Annotated in this window: 14 protein-coding genes; 6 read left to right on the forward strand and 8 right to left on the reverse strand. The window is 68.2% G+C overall.

All coding sequences use genetic code 11. The annotated features are described in order from the left end of the window. The first annotated feature begins 15 nt into the window (after positions 1-15). Positions 16-1,317, forward strand: a complete 1,302-nt coding sequence (locus tag ABNK63_RS15215) for a TolC family outer membrane protein (RefSeq protein WP_007806576.1) — start codon at positions 16-18, stop codon at positions 1,315-1,317. 69 nt (positions 1,318-1,386) lie between these two features. Here the strand turns inward: ABNK63_RS15215 and waaA are convergent, their stop codons facing one another. Next, positions 1,387-2,652, reverse strand: coding sequence for a lipid IV(A) 3-deoxy-D-manno-octulosonic acid transferase (waaA, locus tag ABNK63_RS15220; RefSeq protein ID WP_007806578.1), 1,266 nt, complete (start codon positions 2,650-2,652; stop codon positions 1,387-1,389). 100 nt (positions 2,653-2,752) lie between these two features. Between waaA and lpxL the strand changes: the two genes are divergently transcribed. Further along, on the forward strand, positions 2,753-3,670 hold the full coding sequence (lpxL, locus tag ABNK63_RS15225) for an LpxL/LpxP family Kdo(2)-lipid IV(A) lauroyl/palmitoleoyl acyltransferase (protein WP_083845947.1): 918 nt from the start codon (positions 2,753-2,755) through the stop codon (positions 3,668-3,670). Here lpxL and ABNK63_RS15230 read toward each other — a convergent pair. From ABNK63_RS15230 to ABNK63_RS15245, 4 genes are all read right to left on the reverse strand, one after another. Further along, entirely contained in the window at positions 3,664-4,440 is a 777-nt protein-coding gene (locus tag ABNK63_RS15230) for a glycosyltransferase family 2 protein (RefSeq protein ID WP_350016104.1), read from the reverse strand. The genes lpxL and ABNK63_RS15230 overlap by 7 nt on opposite strands. Beyond that, complete coding sequence (locus tag ABNK63_RS15235) at positions 4,430-5,761, reverse strand: O-antigen ligase family protein (protein ID WP_350016105.1); 1,332 nt, start codon at positions 5,759-5,761, stop codon at positions 4,430-4,432. Before ABNK63_RS15235 ends, ABNK63_RS15230 begins: the two co-directional genes overlap by 11 nt. Before the next feature lie 75 nt (positions 5,762-5,836). Next, the gene (locus ABNK63_RS15240; protein WP_007806585.1) at positions 5,837-6,964 is read right to left on the reverse strand and encodes a glycosyltransferase; all 1,128 of its coding nucleotides are present in this window, start codon (positions 6,962-6,964) and stop codon (positions 5,837-5,839) included. Positions 6,965-7,042: 78 nt separating this feature from the next. After that, positions 7,043-7,252, reverse strand: coding sequence for a zinc-finger domain-containing protein (locus ABNK63_RS15245; RefSeq protein WP_040672985.1), 210 nt, complete (start codon positions 7,250-7,252; stop codon positions 7,043-7,045). A gap of 195 nt (positions 7,253-7,447) precedes the next feature. On the opposite strand from ABNK63_RS15245, the gene ABNK63_RS15250 reads away from it, so the two are divergent. After that, the gene (locus tag ABNK63_RS15250) at positions 7,448-8,713 is read left to right on the forward strand and encodes a Yip1 family protein (RefSeq protein WP_350016106.1); all 1,266 of its coding nucleotides are present in this window, start codon (positions 7,448-7,450) and stop codon (positions 8,711-8,713) included. A gap of 59 nt (positions 8,714-8,772) precedes the next feature. Here the strand turns inward: ABNK63_RS15250 and ABNK63_RS15255 are convergent, their stop codons facing one another. Beyond that, positions 8,773-9,357, reverse strand: a complete 585-nt coding sequence (locus tag ABNK63_RS15255; RefSeq protein WP_007806591.1) for a YceI family protein — start codon at positions 9,355-9,357, stop codon at positions 8,773-8,775. Between the two features lie 253 nt (positions 9,358-9,610). Here ABNK63_RS15255 and ABNK63_RS15260 point away from each other — a divergent pair, with 253 nt between their 5' ends. After that, positions 9,611-10,585 carry a mitochondrial fission ELM1 family protein gene (locus ABNK63_RS15260; protein WP_350016107.1) on the forward strand — a complete coding sequence of 325 codons (975 nt, stop codon included), beginning with the start codon at positions 9,611-9,613 and terminating at the stop codon, positions 10,583-10,585. 14 nt (positions 10,586-10,599) lie between these two features. Here ABNK63_RS15260 and glnE read toward each other — a convergent pair whose 3' ends face one another. Continuing rightward, positions 10,600-13,443: a bifunctional [glutamate--ammonia ligase]-adenylyl-L-tyrosine phosphorylase/[glutamate--ammonia-ligase] adenylyltransferase gene (gene glnE, locus ABNK63_RS15265; RefSeq protein WP_350016108.1), complete on the reverse strand. Its 2,844-nt coding sequence runs from the start codon at positions 13,441-13,443 to the stop codon at positions 10,600-10,602. Between the two features lie 158 nt (positions 13,444-13,601). On the opposite strand from glnE, the gene ABNK63_RS15270 reads away from it, so the two are divergent. Beyond that, on the forward strand, positions 13,602-15,488 hold the full coding sequence (locus ABNK63_RS15270; protein WP_350016109.1) for an LTA synthase family protein: 1,887 nt from the start codon (positions 13,602-13,604) through the stop codon (positions 15,486-15,488). Positions 15,489-15,659: 171 nt separating this feature from the next. Further along, positions 15,660-16,205: a hypothetical protein gene (locus ABNK63_RS15275; protein ID WP_350016110.1), complete on the forward strand. Its 546-nt coding sequence runs from the start codon at positions 15,660-15,662 to the stop codon at positions 16,203-16,205. A gap of 100 nt (positions 16,206-16,305) precedes the next feature. Here the strand turns inward: ABNK63_RS15275 and groL are convergent, their stop codons facing one another. After that, a complete protein-coding gene (groL, locus tag ABNK63_RS15280) occupies positions 16,306-17,955 on the reverse strand; it encodes a chaperonin GroEL (protein WP_007806601.1) in 1,650 nt (549 codons plus the stop codon). Between the last annotated feature and the right edge of the window lie 102 nt (positions 17,956-18,057).

The following is an 18,057-nucleotide window of genomic DNA, read 5'->3' on the forward strand; positions in this document are numbered from 1 at the left end:
CCCACGAGGCAACTCATGCGTTTGAAGCTGCTCACTCTTGCACTGGCCCTGGCCGCCATCTCGCTGCCCAGCCACGGCGAGGATCTGCTGGATGCCTACCGTGAAGCCCGCAACAACGACCCGGTGCTGTCGCAGGCCGACGCCAGCAGGCTGGCGACCGGTGAGGGCGTGACCCAGGCCCGTGCGCAGCTGCTGCCGCAGATCGGCGCCAGCATGAGCCTGAACCAGACCAATGGTGGCGGACAGATCGGCCACAGCCGCTCGCGCACGATCAACGGCACCTTGAGCCAGAGCGTGCTGGACTTCAGCAAGTACGCCAACCTCAAGGCCGCCCACTCGGCGTCCGAGGCCCAGGACGAGCTGTACGCATCCGCCGGGCAGCAACTCTACGTGCGCGTGGTCGCCGCCTACTTCGGCGTGCTGACCAGCGAGGATGGCCTCACCTACGCCAAGGCCAACGAGGACGCGTTCCGCCAGCAGTACGAGCAGTCCGACCAGCGCTTCAAGGTCGGCCTTTCGGCGATCACCGACGTCTACCAGGCCAAGGCGTATTACGAAGCGGCGAAGTCGCAGACGATCGCCGCGCAGAACACCCTCAACGATTCCCGCGAGGCGCTGGCCCAGATCACCGGCAAGCCCACCGGTGACTTGAAGAAGCTGCGCGACGACCTGCCCATGCAGCCGCCGTCACCGGCCGACCAGGACGCCTGGGTCAAGCAGGCGCTGGAGACCAATCCCGACCTGCTCGCCCAGAAGAGCAACGTGGAAACCGCCCAGCACAACATCAGCGCGGCGCGGGCGGCGCATCTGCCCACGATCACCGCCGGCGTGTCCTACGGCAAGGGAGCCGGCTGGTCCGAAGGCAATGCCGCGGCCCGCTATCGCGACCCCGCCTCGACCACGATCGGACTGACCCTCAACGTGCCGATCTTCTCCGGCGGCGCCACGCAGTCACTCGTGCGCCAGTCGATCTACCAGCGCGACGGCGCCGCCGACGCCCTGGAAGCGCAGCGTCGCCAGGTCGTGCGCGACACGCTCAACTACTATCGCTCGGTGATCGCCGGCATCGCCCAGGTCGAATCGGCGAAGGCCTCGGTGGAATCGGGCCGCAAGGCGCTGGAAGCGACCCGCGCCGGGTTCGAGGTCGGCACCCAGACGATGACCAACGTGCTGCTGGCGATCCAGACCCTGACTTCGTCGGAGAGCAGCTACTCGCAGGCGCGGCACCAGTTCATCCTCAACAAGCTGCTGCTCAAGCAGACCGCCGGCACCGCCGACGTGAAGGACATCGAGCAGATCAACGCGTTGCTGCAGTAGACCGCGGCGCCACGTTTCATGGAACGGCCGGGCATGTCCCGGCCGTTCCGTTTCCGGGCGGACGATCCGTCATTCCTGCAGCATGCCGTCGATCAGCTGCATGACCCGCTGCACCGCCCCGCGCTCACGTTCGAACACGCCCTGGGCATCGCGACCCATGCGTTCGCGGCTGGCCGCATCCAGCAGCAGCCGCAGCACGTCGGGACCCAGTTGCGCGGCGCCGGTCACGCGCATCGCGCCACCCTGCTCGATCAGGCTGCGGGTGATCTCGTCGAAATTGAAAGTGTGTGGCCCGACCAGCACCGGCACCGACAGGGCTGCCGGCTCCAGCACGTTGTGGCCACCGATCGGCACCAGGCTGCCGCCGACGAAGGCCACGTCGGAGCCGGCGAAGAACGGCATCAGCTGGCCCATCGCGTCGATCACGAAGACCTGGTGCGAGGACGACGGCACCCCTTCGAGACCGCGCGTGGCCACCGTGAAACCCAGGCTGCGCACCGAGTGCTCGACCAGCCGGAACCGTTCGGGATGGCGCGGCGCCAGCAGCAACAGCGCATCGGGCAACCGCTTGAGCACCTGCAGGTGCGCCTCCAGCACCGCCTGTTCTTCACCCTCGTGCGTGCTCGCCGCCATCCACACCGGGCGACGCGGCCCCCACTGCTCGCGCATGCCGGCGGCCAGCTCCACCGCGCCATCGGGTATGGGCATGTCGAACTTCATGTTGCCGGTGACCAGCACCTGCTGCGGATCGGCACCGAGCAGGCGATAGCGCGCCGCATCGGTGCGCGACTGCGCGGCGATCAGGGTCACGCAACGCAAGGCGGATCGCAGCAGCCCGCGCAGTGGCCGGTAGCCGCGCAGCGAACGTTCGGACAATCGCGCATTGACGATCATCAGCGGAATGCCGCGGCGGCGACAGGCGAAATAGAGGTTGGGCCAGATTTCCGTCTCGACGATCAGCGCCAGCCGTGGCCGGATCTTCTTCAGGAAACGGCTCACCGCGTACGGCAGGTCATACGGCAGATAGACATGGAACACGCTGTCGCCGAACAACTGCTGCACGCGCGCCGTGCCGGTCGGGGTCACCGTGGTGACCACCAGTTGCGCCTTGGGGTAGTCGCGCTGCAGTGCCTTGATCAGGGGCTCGGCGGCATTCACCTCGCCCACCGACACCGCGTGCACCCACAGGCTGCCGTTGAAGCCCGGCGTCCTGAAGAACCCGAAGCGCTCCGGCCAGCGCTGGTGGTAAGGCCGCGAACGCACCCCGCGCGCCAGCAGCCGCAGCACCAGCAACGGCGTGACCAGGAACATCGCCAGTGTGTAGAGATAGCGCAACGGCACGACTCGTGGTGTTGACGCGGCAGTATACGAGAGCGGGAACGAGGCCACCCGGAACGGCCGTCCGCGATCCACTACAATGCCCACGATGCCCGGCATGTCCCGTCCCGCCTTCCACCGTTCGCTGCTCGCACCTCGTCACTGGCCGGCGTGGCTGGGCGTGGCCACGATCTGGCTGATCGCACGTTTGCCGCAATCCGTGCTGATGTGGCTGGGCCGTCGCCTCGGCGCCCTGGTACTGCGCGTTCCTTCGGCGCGAAAGCGCATCGCCGCGGCCAACCTCGCCCTGTGTTTCCCCGAACTCGACGCCGGTGCCCGGACACGCCTGGTCGACGCCAACCTGCGCGACATCGGCCTGATGCTGGTGGAGTTCGCGCTGGGCTGGATGGGCAGCGATCGGCGCATCGCGGCGATCCCCACCCGCATCGAGGGACTGGAGCATCTGGAAGCGGCGCGGGCGCAGGGCCGGGGCGTGCTGCTGGTGGGCGGCCATTTCTCGCACCTGGAGCTGTGCGCGCGACTGGTCTCGCAGCGCATCCGCATCGCCGGCATGTATCGGCGGATGGACTCGACCGTGTTCGAGTGGGCGGTACTGCGCGCGCGGCTGGATTACGCCGACGCGATGTTCGACAAGGACGACATCCGCGGCACGGTGAAATACCTGCGCAACGGCGGCACCCTCTGGTACGCGCCGGACCAGGACATGCGCAGCAAGGACACCGTGTTCGCCCCGTTCTTCGGCGTGCCGGCGGCCACCATCACCGCCACCCATCACCTGGCACGGATGTCCGGCGCGAAGGTGATTCCGTTCTTCCATCGCCGCCTGCCCGGCAACCAGGGTTACGTCCTGCGGCTGGGCGCGCCGCTCGAAGACTTCCCGGGGCCCGCCGCGGAAGCCGACACCGCACGGGTCAATGCCTGCATCGAACAGATGGTGCGCGAAGCGCCCGAGCAGTACCTGTGGGTGCACAAGCGCTTCAAGACCCGGCCGCCGGGCGCGCCCGCGATCTACTGATCGTCGCCGGTTTCCCGCTTCGAACGCCGCTGCTTGAGCTCGTACAGCTTCGCGTACTTCAGGAACGCGTAGAACGCGTGGATGCGGGCGGCAATGAAGCCGGCCCAGCCGGAACGCCAATGGCCGCGCAACAGGTAGTAGCGCAGGAAGGCCACCGTCGGATACGCCACCATGCGAAGTCGCAATCCGCCGACCCGGCGCCTGGCCAGGTCGGGCAGCTGCAGGCTGGAATAGCGATCCGCCTTGCCCACGCGCCCGCTGATGTCGGGCTCGCCGTGGTGATCGATGACGACATCGAGCACCCCGATCGCGCCATCCACCTGCACCTCCTCGTGCACCGCATGGCTGCTCATGCGGGCATGTTGTCTATCGAACAGGCGCACGTAGTGGTTGAGCCGCGCCCGTCGCGATTGCCAGCGCCAGAACTGCCACTCGCGCCGCCACAACTGGTATCCCGCGCAGGTCGGCGCCAGCAGCGCCTGCTGCAGCGGCGCGATCGAGGCTTCGTCCAGCGACTCGTCCGAATCGAGCAGCAGTACCCAGAGATGGCTGGCCAGATCGATCGCCGCCTGCTTTTGCGCGCTGTATCCGGCAAACGGCTGGACGTGGATGCGCGCGCCGTAGCGGGCCGCGATCGCCATGCCGGCGTCGGTGGAACCGGAGTCCAGCACCACGATCTCGTCGGCCCAGCTCACGCCGCGCAGGCAGGCGTCCAGCGTGGCGGCGCTGTTGAACGTGGTCACCACCACCGACAACGGTTCACGCCCCATCGCGCGTCCCCTGAGGGCGTGCTTCTTCGAGGAGTCCGGCAGGGACGCCGGGCTCTGCCGTGCCGGCAGGGACGCCGGCAACGAACAAACTGGCACACCACAGACCGAGCAACCAGGCGAACAGCAGCCCCCACCAGGCCGAATAGAAAGCCAGATGGGTATTCAGCGGAAACAGCATCACGCCCAGTGCCAGGCTCACCGGGAACGCACGCTCCCGTGCTGCCGCACCCACGCTGCGCCACGCCCGCCATGCCAGCACCACACCGGCCAGCCACAGCAGCAGGCCGATCGCACCGGTCTCGGTGAGTATCTCGAGCACCAGCTGGTGGGCATGACAGGCACCCTCGCCGACGCCGCAGGCTTCGGTCGATACCACGAAATGATCATTCGCCGGGGCGTACTGCGGATACGCATAGCGATAGCCACGCACACCCACGCCGTTGAGCGGATGCGCGGCGAACATCCCGACGCTGGCGTGCCAGATGTCGAGGCGGCCGCTGAGTGCGGCGTCCAGCGACTGGTCGGTGCCGTGCAGGGCCAGCAGGGTGCGATCGATGCGGTCATGGAAGCGCGTCGAAGTCTTCCAGGCCAGTCCCCCGGCCAGCGCCAGCAGCAGGGCCGCCACCACGCAGAAGCCGGCAAAACGCAGCGGCGATTTCGTCTCGCGCCAGGCAAAACCCAGCGCCACCAGCACGTAGCACAGCCACGCGGCGCGTGCACCGGCCAGCAGGATCGGGCCCAGGATCAGGGCAAAGGCGAGCAGCAGTCCCGGCAGGCCCCAGCGTCGTCGCGCAGTCCACAGCGCAAATGGCGACAGCACGGCCAGGGTCGGTCCCAATTTGAGGTTGTCCGCTCCGAAGATGCCGGAGACGCGCTCGGCCTCCGCCTGGCCGCCGATACTCCAGCCGGTCAGCGCCTGCACCCAGGCGTCCAGACACCACAGCGCCAATACCCAGGCCACCGCCACATACAGGGCCTGCAGCTTGCTTTCGCGGCGGATCGCAAAACACGCGTACAAACCCAGTGGCGCGTAGCGCAACAGGGCGGCCACCGTGCTCCAGCTCTTGCCCGGCCGGACCGCATCGAGCGCGGAGCACAGCGCCGCCCCGACATAGGCGGCCAGCAGCCAGAGCAGCAGGCGTGCCCCGGCATGCTGCTGCAGGGCCTGCGGATCGCGGGCGAACAGCATGATCACGCCGAGCAGGCACAACACGGTGCCCAGCTCGGAACTGCGCCCGAACGGCAGCAGCGCGACCACCAGCCAGAACGGCAGCAGTGGCGAGCGCAACGCGCCCTTGAGTGAGGTGCCGAACGAATTCATGCGTGAACCGGATGACTGCGATCCCGCATTGTAGGCGAGCCGCCGCAGCCAATCCGCACGCCCGCGGCGGCCGGATCAGGACGCCGCGATTTCGTCGTACAGGGCCAGCGTGGCCTGCTGCATGTCGCCCAGGCGATAGCTCTGCAGCGGAGAGATCGGCGGCGCCACCCGCAGCAATTCGGCGGCGCGCTCCACCAGCCGCTCGCGGTCACCGGGAGGCACCCGACCGGCGGGGTACAACTCGGCCAGCAATTCGCCGACGCCGCCATGGGCGTAGCCCAGCACCGGGCGGCACAGCGACAGCGCCTCGACCACGGTGCGGCCGAACGATTCGGGCCGGTTCGACAGCTGCAGCACCAGCGCGGAAATCGCGTAGATGTCGCGCACGTCGTCGCGCGGCGGGCTCAGCACCACCTGCGAGGTCACCCCGCGCAAGCGGATCAGCTCCTGCAGCTCGGCCACGTAGGCCTCGCGGCCGGGTTCGATCACCCCCAGCAGCAACAGGCGCGCCTCGATCCCCCGCCGCTTCAGGTCAGCCAGCAGCTCGATCGCGTCATGGTGCCCCTTCAGGCGCGTACCACGGCCCGGCAAGGTCAGCAGGGGCGCGCCGGTCAGCGCGGGAAACTCGGCAAGAAACGCCTTCTGCCAGGCGTCATCGGGCCGGTGGCCGTAGGGAAACGCCTGCGGATCGATGCCCCGGGGAATCACCTTGACCCGGCCCGGCTCCAGCCAGCGGTAGTGGCTCAGCACGTAATCGCGCAAGGTCTGCGACACCGCCACCACGCGCTCGCCGCGCAGCAGGATCGCGCTGTAACGTCCCGGCGAATTGAGCCCGTGCACGGTGGTGATGAAATGCGGCCGCGGCGCCATGCCCTTCAGTGCCCACCAGCCCATCCAGGCCGGCAGCCGCGACCGGGCGTGCACGATGTCCGGCTTGAGCTCGCGCAGCACGCGGCGCAAGGTCCTCAGATGACCCAGCGTGGACAGCGACTTGCGGCCGATGTCCAGCGTGACGTGCTCGCTGCCTTCGGCCTTCAATTGCTCGACCAGCCGGCCGCCCGCCGAGATCACCACCGAACGGTGGCCCGCCTGCACCAGCGCGCGGGCAATCTCCAGCGCCGACCGCTCGGCGCCACCGGAGTGCAGCGCAGGGATCAACTGGACCACGGTCAGCAGCTTGGCGGGCACGGCAATGCTGGACATGAGCTCGGGGCTGGCGGCTTTCATTCCATGAGGGCAAGCAAGAACAATGCCGCCAAGGGGTACGACTGGCCCGAAAGCTCAGTCCTGAAGCACGTAACGGGCGCCACAGTAGGCACAGGTTGACTCGCCGCCATCATCGACGATCGGCAGGTAGACCTTCGGGTGCGAGTTCCACAGCTCCATGCCGGGCATGGGACAGGACAGCGGCAGGTCCGCGCGCGTCACTTCGTAACGATTTTCGGCATTTGCCGGCACCATCGGCGCCGCCGCAGAGCGGGGGGATGACATCAGTGAACTCCAGACTGGACATCAGGCCGCAAATGGTAGCAGGCTGCAGCCTTCTGTCGGGGGACAGCAGGGGTACCCAAGGAAGTCGGACGCGGCTCCCGGCCGTGAGGCTGCGGTGGCGGTCGTCATCATGTGAGCACTCATCCACGACCCGGCGTTTCGCGCCGGGCCACTGCAACGAGCTCGGAGCTGACCATGGATTCAGGAAAAATCATTGCACGCGTCAAGGCCATACTGACCACGCCGAAGACCGAGTGGCCCGTGGCCGCTGCCGAACCGGCGACGGTGAACGGCCTGTTCACCGGCTACATCCTCATCCTCGCCGCCCTGCCCGCGGTGGCCGCGTTCATCAAGGGCAGCCTGATCGGCACCAGCGCATTCGGCATCACCGTGCGCGACTCGATCGGTGGCGGCATCACCCGCATGGTGCTGGGCTACCTGCTGTCACTGGTCGTGGTCTACCTGATGGCGCTGATCATCAACGCGCTGGCCCCCACCTTCGGCGGCCAGAAGGACATGGTGCAGGCCCTCAAGACCGTGGCCTACGCGTGGACCGCCAGCTGGATTGCAGGCATCGCGCTGATCGTCCCGTGGCTGGGCGGACTGGTTGCGCTCGCCGGGTTGGTCTATGGCGTGTACCTGCTCTACCTCGGCCTGCCGCAGACGATGAAATGTCCGGCCGAAAAATCGGCCGGCTACACCGCGGTCAGCGCGATCATCGCCTTCGTGCTGAGCTGGATCGTGGGCGCCATCGTGATCGGCGTGGTCGGCACCGCCGTGTTCACCGGCGCGGCGATGGGCGGCATGCATGTCACCGGCAGCAACGGCGACAGCGTCACCATCGACGGCAACAGCGCGATGGGGCAGCTGGCCGCGATGGGCAAGCGCGCCGAACAGGCCAGCAAGGACATGGAAGCCGCGCAGAAGTCCGGCGACAGCGCCGCGCAATCCGCCGCGATGGGCAAGATGATGGGTGCGATGGCCGGCACCGACGGCAACGTCGAGGCGCTGGCACCGGACCAGATCAAGGCCTTCCTGCCCGACAACCTGGGCAACCTCAAGCGCAGCAGCCTGTCGGCCCAGCGCAACAAGGCGATGGGCATGCAGATCTCCGAGGCCAGCGCCGACTACTCCGCCGACAACGGCCAGCACGTCACGCTGGAAGTGTCCGATACCGGCGGCGCCAAGGGGCTGATGTCGCTGGCCAGCGCAATGGCGCCTGAAGAAGAGAAGCAGACCGAACACGGCTACGAGAAGACCTACAGCGCCGGCGGCAACCTGGTTCACGAGGCCTGGGATACACAGTCGAAATACGGCGAGTACAGCGTGGTGGTCGGCAAGCGCTTCACCGTGAAGGCCACCGGCAACGTCGACAGCATCGACCAGCTGAAGCAGGCAGTCGGCAACGTCGACCTGTCCCGCCTGGAATCGCTGAAGGACGCCGGGGTCAAGCCGAACTGACCCACTCGTCCCGGCACAGCCGCGCCGTCACCGGCGCGGCTTTTTCGTGTCGCGCAGACTTACTTTTTCTTCGGCACCGAGCCTTCGGTGGTGATGCGGATGCTGAGCTCGTCGCTGACGTTCGGCACATAGGCGCCCACGCCGAAATCCGAGCGCTTGATGCTGGCGGTGGCGTCGAAACCGATCGACTGCGCCTTGCTCATCGGATGCGGGCCGATCTTGTTCAGCGTCGCGTCCAGCACCACCGGCTTGGTCACGCCATGCACGGTGAGATTGCCGGTCACCTTGAACCTGTTGCCACCCAGCGGCTGCACCGCCGTGCTCTTGAAGGTCACCACCGGGTACTTGTCGGCATCGAGGAAATCCGGCTTCTTCAGGTGCTCGTCCAGCGCCGCCACATGGGTGTCGAGCTGGGCCAGCGGCAGGGTCACTTCCACGCTGGAATGGGCCGGGTGCTGCTCGTCGAATACCACGGTGCCCTCGCCCAGGCCGAGGTCGGCGGTGGGGTTGGAGTAGCCGAAGTGGTTCCAGCTGAACAGGACCATGGTGTGGCTCGGGTCGAGCTGGTAGGTGACCGGGGCGGCCTGGACCGACACGGCGGCGCCAAGCAGGCCGGCGAAAGCGAGGCATTTCAGTGCGCGCATGAGTAAGCTCCTGTGAATGGTGGAAAGGATGGTTCGGGCGAACGTGCAGACTTCATCGAACGCCAGGCGGTGACGACGCCCGAACAGGCTGCGGCTGGCCTCGGAAAGCCACCCACGCATCGCTATCCTGTGCTCGGGGCGCGCCCGAAGTGACGCTATCCTGCCAGTGTATAGGCGGCTGCATGCGAACGGTCCACCCATGGGAAGAACGTAGAGTGGTCATTCGGGAAACAGTGACGGAGCCTGCAGCCTCATGCTGAACCTGCATGGCGAATGCTGGGTGGTCACCGACACGGCCGCCGGCAACCAGCGCCAGGCACTGGCACTGGCGGAGTATCTGGGCATGCCCATGCGGCACCTGGTGCTGCAGCCACGCGCACCGTGGTCATGGTTGGCGCCGAAACTGGAACTCGGCGGGCGGCTGGCCCTGCCCGCCCGCCAGCGCCGCCTGTTCGCGCCGCCCTGGCCGACCGTGGCGATCGGCTGCGGCCGCGCGTCCGCCCTGTTCACCCGCATGCTGCGCCACCTGACCGACCGGCAGTGCTACACCGTGCAGATCCTGGACCCGCGCATCGATCCCGCCCACTGGGACACCGTCATCGCGCCCCGTCATGACCGGCTCGACGGGCCCAACGTACTGCAGCCGCTGGGCTCGCTGAATCCGGTGGACGACGAATGGCTGGCCGATGGCCGCGATGCCTGCCCCGGCTTTGGCGAGCTGCCGCAACCGCGCGTCGGCGTCCTGCTCGGCGGCTCACGCCAGGGCATCGCGCTGAATGCCGACTACGCACGCCAGCTGTCGACGCGACTGCTCGAACGCCAGCGCCGCGAAGGCGGCAGCTTGCTGGTGATCGGTTCACGGCGCACCACGCCAACGCTGGTCGAAGTGTTCCGCCGCAGCCTGCGCGACGTGCCCGGCCTGGTCTGGGCCGGGCCCGACGACGGCCGCAACCCCTATCCGGGCGTGCTTGGCTGGGCCGACCGGCTGGTGGTCACCCCCGATTCGGTGAACATGCTTTCCGAAGCCTGTGCCGTGGGCTGCCCGGTCGAGACCTTCGTTGTCGTGCCGTTGCCGGCGAAGATCGAGCGTTTCCATCACGCCCTGCGCGAGGCCGGACGGCTGCACGACCTGGACCGCTCGACCGCTCGTCCACCGCCGCCACTGCGCGAGACCGCAGCGATCGCCACCGACTTGCGCGTGCTGATCGCGCAGCGGCAATCGGGCTGATCACCCGCGCCCGTTCAGTCGAAGGCGAACCCCAGCGCGTCGGTGACGCCGCGCACACTGCCGCACAGCTGCGCCAGTTCGGCATCGCGCGGGGCGATGCGCGAGCGCAGGTCGAGGGTGCAGGCCAGGGCGCGCTGCAGCAGGTCGGCGTGGGCCACGGCGAGGATCGCAGCCTGGTTGTTGTCGAGCAGGCCGGCGCCGCGACAAGCCTCGATCAGGCCCGCGTTGGCGGTGACCCCCAGCAGCGATGGCTGCTGCGCCGCATGCGCCAGCACCAGTCCCTGCAGGGCGAACTCGATGTCGAGCAGGCCGCCGTGGCCCTGCTTCAGGTCGAACTGGCGCTCGTCGGAGCGGTCGCGTTCGGCACGCCAGCGCTGGCGCATGCTGCCAACCTCGGCCAGCACGGTGGCGCGTTCGCGCGGCACCGCCAGGATGCTGCGTCGTACTTCGGCCAGCTGCCCGTTGAGCGCCGCGTCGCCGGCCATCGGCCGCGCGCGCAGCAGCGCCTGGTGCTCCCAGGTCCACGCACGACTCTGCTGATAGGCCACGAACGCATCCAGGCTGCTCACCAGCAGCCCCTTGGAACCGTCCGGCCGCAGCCGCGTGTCGACTTCGTACAAACGCCCGCCACGGGTCAGCACGGTGAGCCAGTTCATCGCCCGCTGGGCCAGCCGCTGGTACCAGCGCGAACCTTCGATCGGCCGCGCGCCGTCGCTCATCGCCTGGGCGCGTCGGCCGTCGTAGACGAACACCAGGTCCAGGTCCGAGGCGAAACCGAGCTCCTCGCCGCCGAGACTGCCGTAGCCCAGCACCGAGAAGCCCGAACCTTCGCCAGGCAGCCGGCCGTGCTGCGCCACCAGCTCGCGCTCGGCCAGGGCCAGCACCGCGCCCACCACCGACTCGGCCAGCGCGGCGAGCCGGCGCGCGGTGGCCACCGCGTCGGCGCGGCCGTCGTTGAACGCCAGGCCCAGCCGGAAGGCGGTCGACGCCTTGAACTCGTTGACCCGATCCAGTTCCGCCTCGGCCTCGCGTTCCTCCAGCGTGCCCAGCACGCGGACGATCTCGGCGGCGATGTCGGCACGCTTGAACGGCAGTTGATCGATGCGCGGATCGAGCACGTCGTCCAGCAGCAGCGGTTGCGCAATCACCCGTTCGGCCAGGAAGGCACTGTCGGCGAACAGCCGCACCAGCCGGCGCCGCGCGGCTGGCTGTTCCTCCAGCAGGGCCAGGTAGGACGAGCGCCGCGCCACCGCCTGCATCAGGCGGACCAGCCGCAGCAGACTGGCCACCGGCGCCTTGCTGGCGCGGGCGGCCTCGAACAGCTGCGGCATCAGGTGATCGAGCCGTTCGCGCGAACGGGGCGACATCGCGCGCACCGAAGCCGCCTGCGGCAGCTTCAGCAAGGCGTCGGCCAGTTCGCCACCGGGCGCGAAGCCGGAACTTTCGAGCACGCCGGCGTCCAGCGACTCGTCGCAGGCGTGTTGCCAAAGTTGCAGGTCGGCGGCCGGCACGCTGGCGGCACGGCCGCCCTGCGGCATCAGGACCGCGGCGAACTCCTCGCTGACGATGGCCCGCTGCGCCGCCAGCGCCGCCTGCAGGCTGTCCCAGTCCGGATGGTCCAGGCTCAGCGCCAGGCGCTCGCGACTGAGCGCGTCGGGCGGGATGTCATGGGTCTGCGCATCGCGCAGCATCTGCACCCGGTTCTCGACGCGCCGCAGCAGCACGTAGGCCTGGCGCAGCGCACGCGCCCGCGCGGCGGGAATGTGGCCGCGCGCCTCGCACGCGGTCAGCGCCGGCAGCAGGCCGCGCACGCGCAGGCTCGGCTCGCGGCCGCCACGGATGAGCTGGGTCAGCTGCACGATGAACTCGATCTCGCGGATGCCGCCGGGGCCCAGTTTCAGATTGTCGGCCAGGTCCTTGCGCGCCACTTCCGCATCGATCAGCGACTTCATCTCGCGCAGGCCGGCGAACGCGGTGTAGTCGAGGTACTTGCGGTAGACGAACGGTCGCAGCAGTTCCTGCAGCTGCCGACCCGCCACCCGATCGCCGGCGACCGGGCGCGCCTTGATCCACGCGTAGCGTTCCCAGTCGCGGCCTTCGCTCTGGTAATACTGTTCCATCGCGGCGAACGACAAGGCCAGCCGGCCCGCGTTGCCGAACGGCCGCAGGCGCAGGTCGACCCGGGCGCAGATGCCGTCCATGGTCGGCTCGTTGAGCAGGCGCACCAGCTGCCGACCCAGCCGCACGAAGTATTCGCTGTTGTCGAGCGGCCGCGCGCCGTCGGTGTGGCCGCCGTGCGGGTAGGCGAACACGAGGTCGATGTCCGAGGAAAAGTTCAGCTCCGACCCGCCCAGCTTGCCGAAGCCGATCACCAGCAGGCGTTGCAACGCGCCCTCGGGGTTGCGGCTGTGGCCGTAGCGCCCGGTCAGCATCCGCTCGGACCAGCCCAGTGCCAGCTCCAGCAGCACCTCGTACAGCACGCTGGTCGCCGACAGGGTTTCCGGCAGCTCGTCCAGCCCGTTGGCATCGCGGAACACCAGCCGCAATGCCTCGGCGTGGCGGAAGCGGCGCAGCGCGACCATGCACCCGGCCTCGTCCTCCGGCAGCTTCAGCGCCTCGACGCGCGCGCTGGCATCGCTGCCCGAGCGCAGGCGCTCCAGCCCGGCCGGCGCCAGCAGGTGCGGCTGGCGACACCAGGTGTCGAAGGCGAAGTCGCTGGCCAGCAGGGTGCGCCGGATGCGCTCGGCCACGCCGGCGTCGTCGTGCAGCGGCACGCCGGCCGCACGGCAGCGACTGGCGAGTTCGCCATAGCGGTCATCGATCAGTGCACGCAGTGCGGGGCTTGCCGGATGGGTCATCCGGGCATTGTGCCGCATGGCGGGCAGCTGCCGGCAGCTGAGCACCGCTTGAACAAGCCCTCGACAAGCCGGACACTCGCCGGCCACGCCTACTCCTTGTTCATCTGGCCGCCATTACATTGGCGCGTCCAGACCATGACAGCAAACGCAGGACTGCCATGCCGCCACTTGCTTCCCCGCCCGTTTCCCGTCGGCGAGCGATCGCTTCCCGGGTCGCGCTGCTGTTGCTGCTGGCCCTGGCCTTCGTGCTGCTGACCGGGTGGGTGGACGGTGGCGTCGGCGTGACCCCTCTGCGCCTCTTCGACCAGGCACGTTACCCGCTGGCCAACGCCTTGCCGGGCCTGCTGCTGGCGGCGCTGCTGCTGGCGATCAGCCGGCGCGCATGGCTTTCGTTCGCGCTGGCGTTCCTGTTGCAGGGCTTGCTGTACGCGGTGAACGTGCTCAAGGTGGCCAACCTCGGCACGCCGCTGTTGCCGGACGACTTCCGCATCGTCGGGCAGTTGCACAAGGGTGGCATGCACCTGCTGTCGGGCTATCTGCCGCACAGCGCGTGGCCGTACCTCGGCCTGCTCGCCGCGGTGATCGCGATCGTGGTGGCGTGGCGGCTGGAACCGCCGTTGTTCGAACGCCGCCCGCGGCGGCTGCGCGCGCTCGGTGGCGGCGTGGCGGCACTGGCACTGCTCACGATGCTGGTCGGCCTGCAGACGTGGACGAAGGTCTACAACGCGAAGACCTTGTGGCTGGAGCCGTGGTCGGCCATTTCCACCACCACCCATTCCGGCCTGGTCAGCTCGCTGATGCTGTTCCACCTGCAATACGGCAAGGGTGCGCACAAGCCGGACCCGGTCACGGCCAGCCGCCTGATCAACCAGTCCGCGCCGGCGCTGCTGCAGTCCATGCAGGCGCCGACCCCGGCGGTCGCCGACCTGCCGGACGTGGTGGTGGTGCAAAGCGAGTCGTTCTTCGACCCGACCATCATGCGCGGCTACGAGCACAGCAATTTCGCGCCCAACCTGCGCCGGCTGGCTGCGCACGGCATCAGCGGCAAGCTGCACGTGCCCACTTTTGGTGGCGGCACCATCCGCACCGAGTTCGAATTCCTCACCGGCCTGTCGCTGCGCTACTTCGACAACCTGCAGTTCCCCTACCTGCAGATGAGTCATCAGGCATTGCCGGGACTGGTCCGCACGCTGAGCCGGCACGGCTATTCGACGCTGGCGCTGCACGGCAACGACCCGGCGTTCTGGAACCGCACCACCGCGTTCAAGGCGATCGGCTTCGATCGCTTCGTGTCGCAGTCGTCGTTCCCGCCCGGCGCGCCCAACGACGGCAAGTACATGGCCGACAGCGCGATGACCGACGAGATCATGACCCAACTGAAGGATCAGGGCCCGCCGCAGTTCATCTTCGCCATCAGCATCGAGGCGCACGGCCCGTACGACGTCGAGCCCACCCATGTCGCCGAGCGCGACGCGATCCCGGTGCCCGCCGGCATCACCGGCCGCGACAAGCTGGAGCTGCAGAACTACCTGTATCACCTCAAGCATGCCGATGCCGAGTTGGGACGCCTGGTGAAGCTGCTGGCGGCGCGCGAGCGTCCCAGCGTGGTGGTGTTCTACGGCGATCACCTGCCCGCCCTGAGCAACAGCTACCAGACCGCCGGCTTCGTCGACGGCGGCGACATGCTGAGCCAGGCCGGCGTGTGGCTGCTGGTCGATCCGAAACGGCCGTCCAAACCCGTGCAGGCGGATACTGCTTCCTGGTTGCTGCCGGGCAAGCTGCTCGCCCACCTCGGCATCCACGATGATCCGTACTTCGCGCTGACCGAACTGGTCGGCCCGCAGCTGGCTTCGCTCACCGAGGCACCCGGCGCACCGCCATTGCCCGAGGGCGACGACCTGCAACAACTCGACAAGGCCATGGCCAGCGTCGAGCAGCTGCGCATGAGCAACCAGCTGGACAGCCTGCTGCCGCAGCCCGCGCCCGGCGAGATCGTCCACAACGCCGCATTACCTGCACCACGGCCGGCATCCGCCGCGCAGTGACGCGAACGGTGGCACCCTTGCCCCGGGCTCGCCGTTCAGCGAGCTGTCCCATCACTGAAGAGCGCGACACGGTATTCACGCGGTAGTCGGGCGAGGCCGCCTAGCGTCGGCGTGGCCGTGGGCGCGTGCCATGCGCCTTGCGGCGGCATTCCCCACCTGGAGGTCAACCTCATGCGCAAGACCATGCTTTCCGCCCTCATCATCGGCGCCAGCGTCTTCACCGCTTCCGCCTTCGCCCAGGCCAGCCTCGGCGGTGCCGCCCACATTGGTGCCGGCGCCCACCTCGGCGCAGCCGCACCGGGCGCCATGCACGCCGTCGGCCAGACCACCGCGCAGACGGAGCAGACCCTGCATCGCACCGGTTCCCACGCCGAGCACCGGACCCGCAGGGCCGTCGAGCGGGCCCGCTCGACCGTCAATGACCAAGCCGATGCGAACGCCAACGCCAACGCGAATGCCACGATCGGCGCGGGCGCCGGCGACTCGCATGCAGGTGCCAACGCCAACGTCGATACTGGTGCCGGTCTCGATACGGCTGCCACCGCAGGCAGGGCTGGTGAGATGGGCCAGGGCGTGGGCGGCGACGTGCGCGATACCGCGCATTCGGCGATCCATTCCACCGACCGCGCGGCCGGCTCGGTCGGCGACGCGGTGCAGGGCGTCAACGCCAGCGGCAACGCCGCCGCCAGCGGCAGTGTCCACGCCCACGGGCACTGAGTTCACTGCCACCGATACGGCAGGTATCGCCGAATCCGGCGCCACAAAAAGAAAACCCCGCCGAAGCGGGGTTTTCCTTTGTCGTACCTTGAGCGGGAACTCAGAAGTCCATGCCGCCCATGCCGCCCATGCCGCCACCCATGCCACCGCCGTGGCTGTGGCCTTCGTCCTTCTTCGGCAGTTCGGCAACGATCGCCTCGGTGGTGATCGCCAGGCCAGCCACCGACGCCGCGTGCTGCAGGGCCGAACGGGTGACCTTGGTCGGGTCCAGGATGCCCATGGCAACCATGTCGCCGTACTCGCCGCTGGCGGCGTTGTAGCCGAAGTTGCCGCTGCCTTCCTTGACCTTGTTCAACACCACCGACGGCTCTTCGCCGGCGTTGGCGACGATCGCGCGCAGCGGCGCTTCCAGCGCGCGGCGGGTGATCGCAATGCCCAGGTCCTGGTCGGTGTTGTCGCCCTTCAGGCCTTCGACGGCCTTCAGCGCGCGGATCAGCGCCACGCCACCACCGGGGACCACGCCTTCCTCGACCGCTGCACGGGTGGCGTGCAGGGCGTCTTCGACGCGTGCCTTCTTTTCCTTCATCTCGACTTCGGTGGCCGCGCCGACCTTGATGACCGCCACGCCGCCGGCCAGCTTGGCCACGCGTTCCTGCAGCTTCTCGCGGTCGTAGTCGGAGGAGGTTTCCTCGATCTGCGCCTTGATTTGGCCGATGCGCGACTGGATCTTCTCGGCCTCGCCCGCGCCGTCGATGATCGTGGTGTTTTCCTTGGTGATGACGATGCGCTTGGCGCGACCCAGATCGTTGATCGTGGTCTTCTCCAGCGACAGGCCCACTTCCTCGGACACCACCTGGCCGTTGGTCAGCACCGCGATGTCTTCCAGGATCGCCTTGCGACGGTCACCGAAGCCCGGCGCCTTGACGGCGGCGACCTTGACGATGCCGCGGATGGTGTTGACCACCAGGGTGGCCAGCGCCTCGCCCTCGACTTCCTCGGCCACGATCAGCAGCGGCTTGCCGGCCTTGGCGACGGCTTCCAGCACGGGCAGCAGCTCGCGCACGTTGGAAACCTTCTTGTCGTGGATCAGGATGAACGGGTCATCCATTTCGACCTGCTGGCTCTGCTGGTTGTTGATGAAGTACGGCGACAGGTAGCCGCGGTCGAACTGCATGCCCTCGACCACGTCGAGTTCGTTGTCCAGGCCCGAGCCTTCCTCGACCGTGATCACGCCTTCCTTGCCGACTTTCTTCATCGCGGTGGCGATGATGTCGCCGATGTTGGTGTCGGAGTTGGCGGAGATGGTGCCGACCTGGGCGATTTCCTTGTCGTTCGCGGTCGGGTTGGAGAGCTTCTTCAGCTCGCCCACGGCGGCCACGACGGCCTTGTCGATGCCGCGCTTCAGGTCCATCGGGTTGATGCCCGCGGCGACGGCCTTGAGGCCTTCCTGGATGAACGCCTGCGCCAGCACGGTGGCGGTGGTGGTGCCGTCACCGGCCACGTCGGAGGTCTTGGAAGCGGCTTCCTTGACGATCTGCGCGCCGAGGTTCTCGTACTTGTCGGCCAGCTCGATCTCCTTGGCGACGGACACGCCGTCCTTGGTGATCGTGGGGGCGCCGAAGCTCTTCTCGAGCACGACGTTGCGGCCCTTCGGGCCCAGCGTGACCTTGACAGCATTGGCGAGCGTGTTCACGCCCTTGAGGATGCGCGAGCGGGCGTCTTCGCCGAAACGTACTTCTTTAGCGGCCATAAAATTTTTCCTTGAAAAATTTTGAATAAGTAATGGGAAACGTCACGAGAGAGCTGCGGGAAGGAGCCAAAGGCGACCGGGAGCGCGGCTTTCGCGCTACAC

The organism is Rhodanobacter sp. IGA1.0, assembly GCF_040208325.1.
Lineage (GTDB): Bacteria > Pseudomonadota > Gammaproteobacteria > Xanthomonadales > Rhodanobacteraceae > Rhodanobacter > Rhodanobacter spathiphylli.

Bases quoted from the DNA above. Each gene is read 5' to 3' on its own strand.
- ABNK63_RS15215 (WP_007806576.1), top strand. From the start codon at position 16: ATGCGTTTGAAGCTGCTCACTCTTGCACTGGCCCTGGCCGCCATCTCG.
- lpxL (WP_083845947.1), top strand. From the start codon at position 2,753: ATGTCCCGTCCCGCCTTCCACCGTTCGCTGCTCGCACCTCGTCACTGG.
- ABNK63_RS15230 (WP_350016104.1), bottom strand. From the start codon at position 4,440: ATGGGGCGTGAACCGTTGTCGGTGGTGGTGACCACGTTCAACAGCGCC.
- ABNK63_RS15235 (WP_350016105.1), bottom strand. From the start codon at position 5,761: ATGAATTCGTTCGGCACCTCACTCAAGGGCGCGTTGCGCTCGCCACTG.
- ABNK63_RS15240 (WP_007806585.1), bottom strand. From the start codon at position 6,964: ATGTCCAGCATTGCCGTGCCCGCCAAGCTGCTGACCGTGGTCCAGTTG.
- ABNK63_RS15245 (WP_040672985.1), bottom strand. From the start codon at position 7,252: ATGTCATCCCCCCGCTCTGCGGCGGCGCCGATGGTGCCGGCAAATGCC.
- ABNK63_RS15250 (WP_350016106.1), top strand. From the start codon at position 7,448: ATGGATTCAGGAAAAATCATTGCACGCGTCAAGGCCATACTGACCACG.
- ABNK63_RS15255 (WP_007806591.1), bottom strand. From the start codon at position 9,357: ATGCGCGCACTGAAATGCCTCGCTTTCGCCGGCCTGCTTGGCGCCGCC.
- ABNK63_RS15260 (WP_350016107.1), top strand. From the start codon at position 9,611: ATGCTGAACCTGCATGGCGAATGCTGGGTGGTCACCGACACGGCCGCC.
- glnE (WP_350016108.1), bottom strand. From the start codon at position 13,443: ATGACCCATCCGGCAAGCCCCGCACTGCGTGCACTGATCGATGACCGC.
- ABNK63_RS15270 (WP_350016109.1), top strand. From the start codon at position 13,602: ATGCCGCCACTTGCTTCCCCGCCCGTTTCCCGTCGGCGAGCGATCGCT.
- ABNK63_RS15275 (WP_350016110.1), top strand. From the start codon at position 15,660: ATGCGCAAGACCATGCTTTCCGCCCTCATCATCGGCGCCAGCGTCTTC.
- groL (WP_007806601.1), bottom strand. From the start codon at position 17,955: ATGGCCGCTAAAGAAGTACGTTTCGGCGAAGACGCCCGCTCGCGCATC.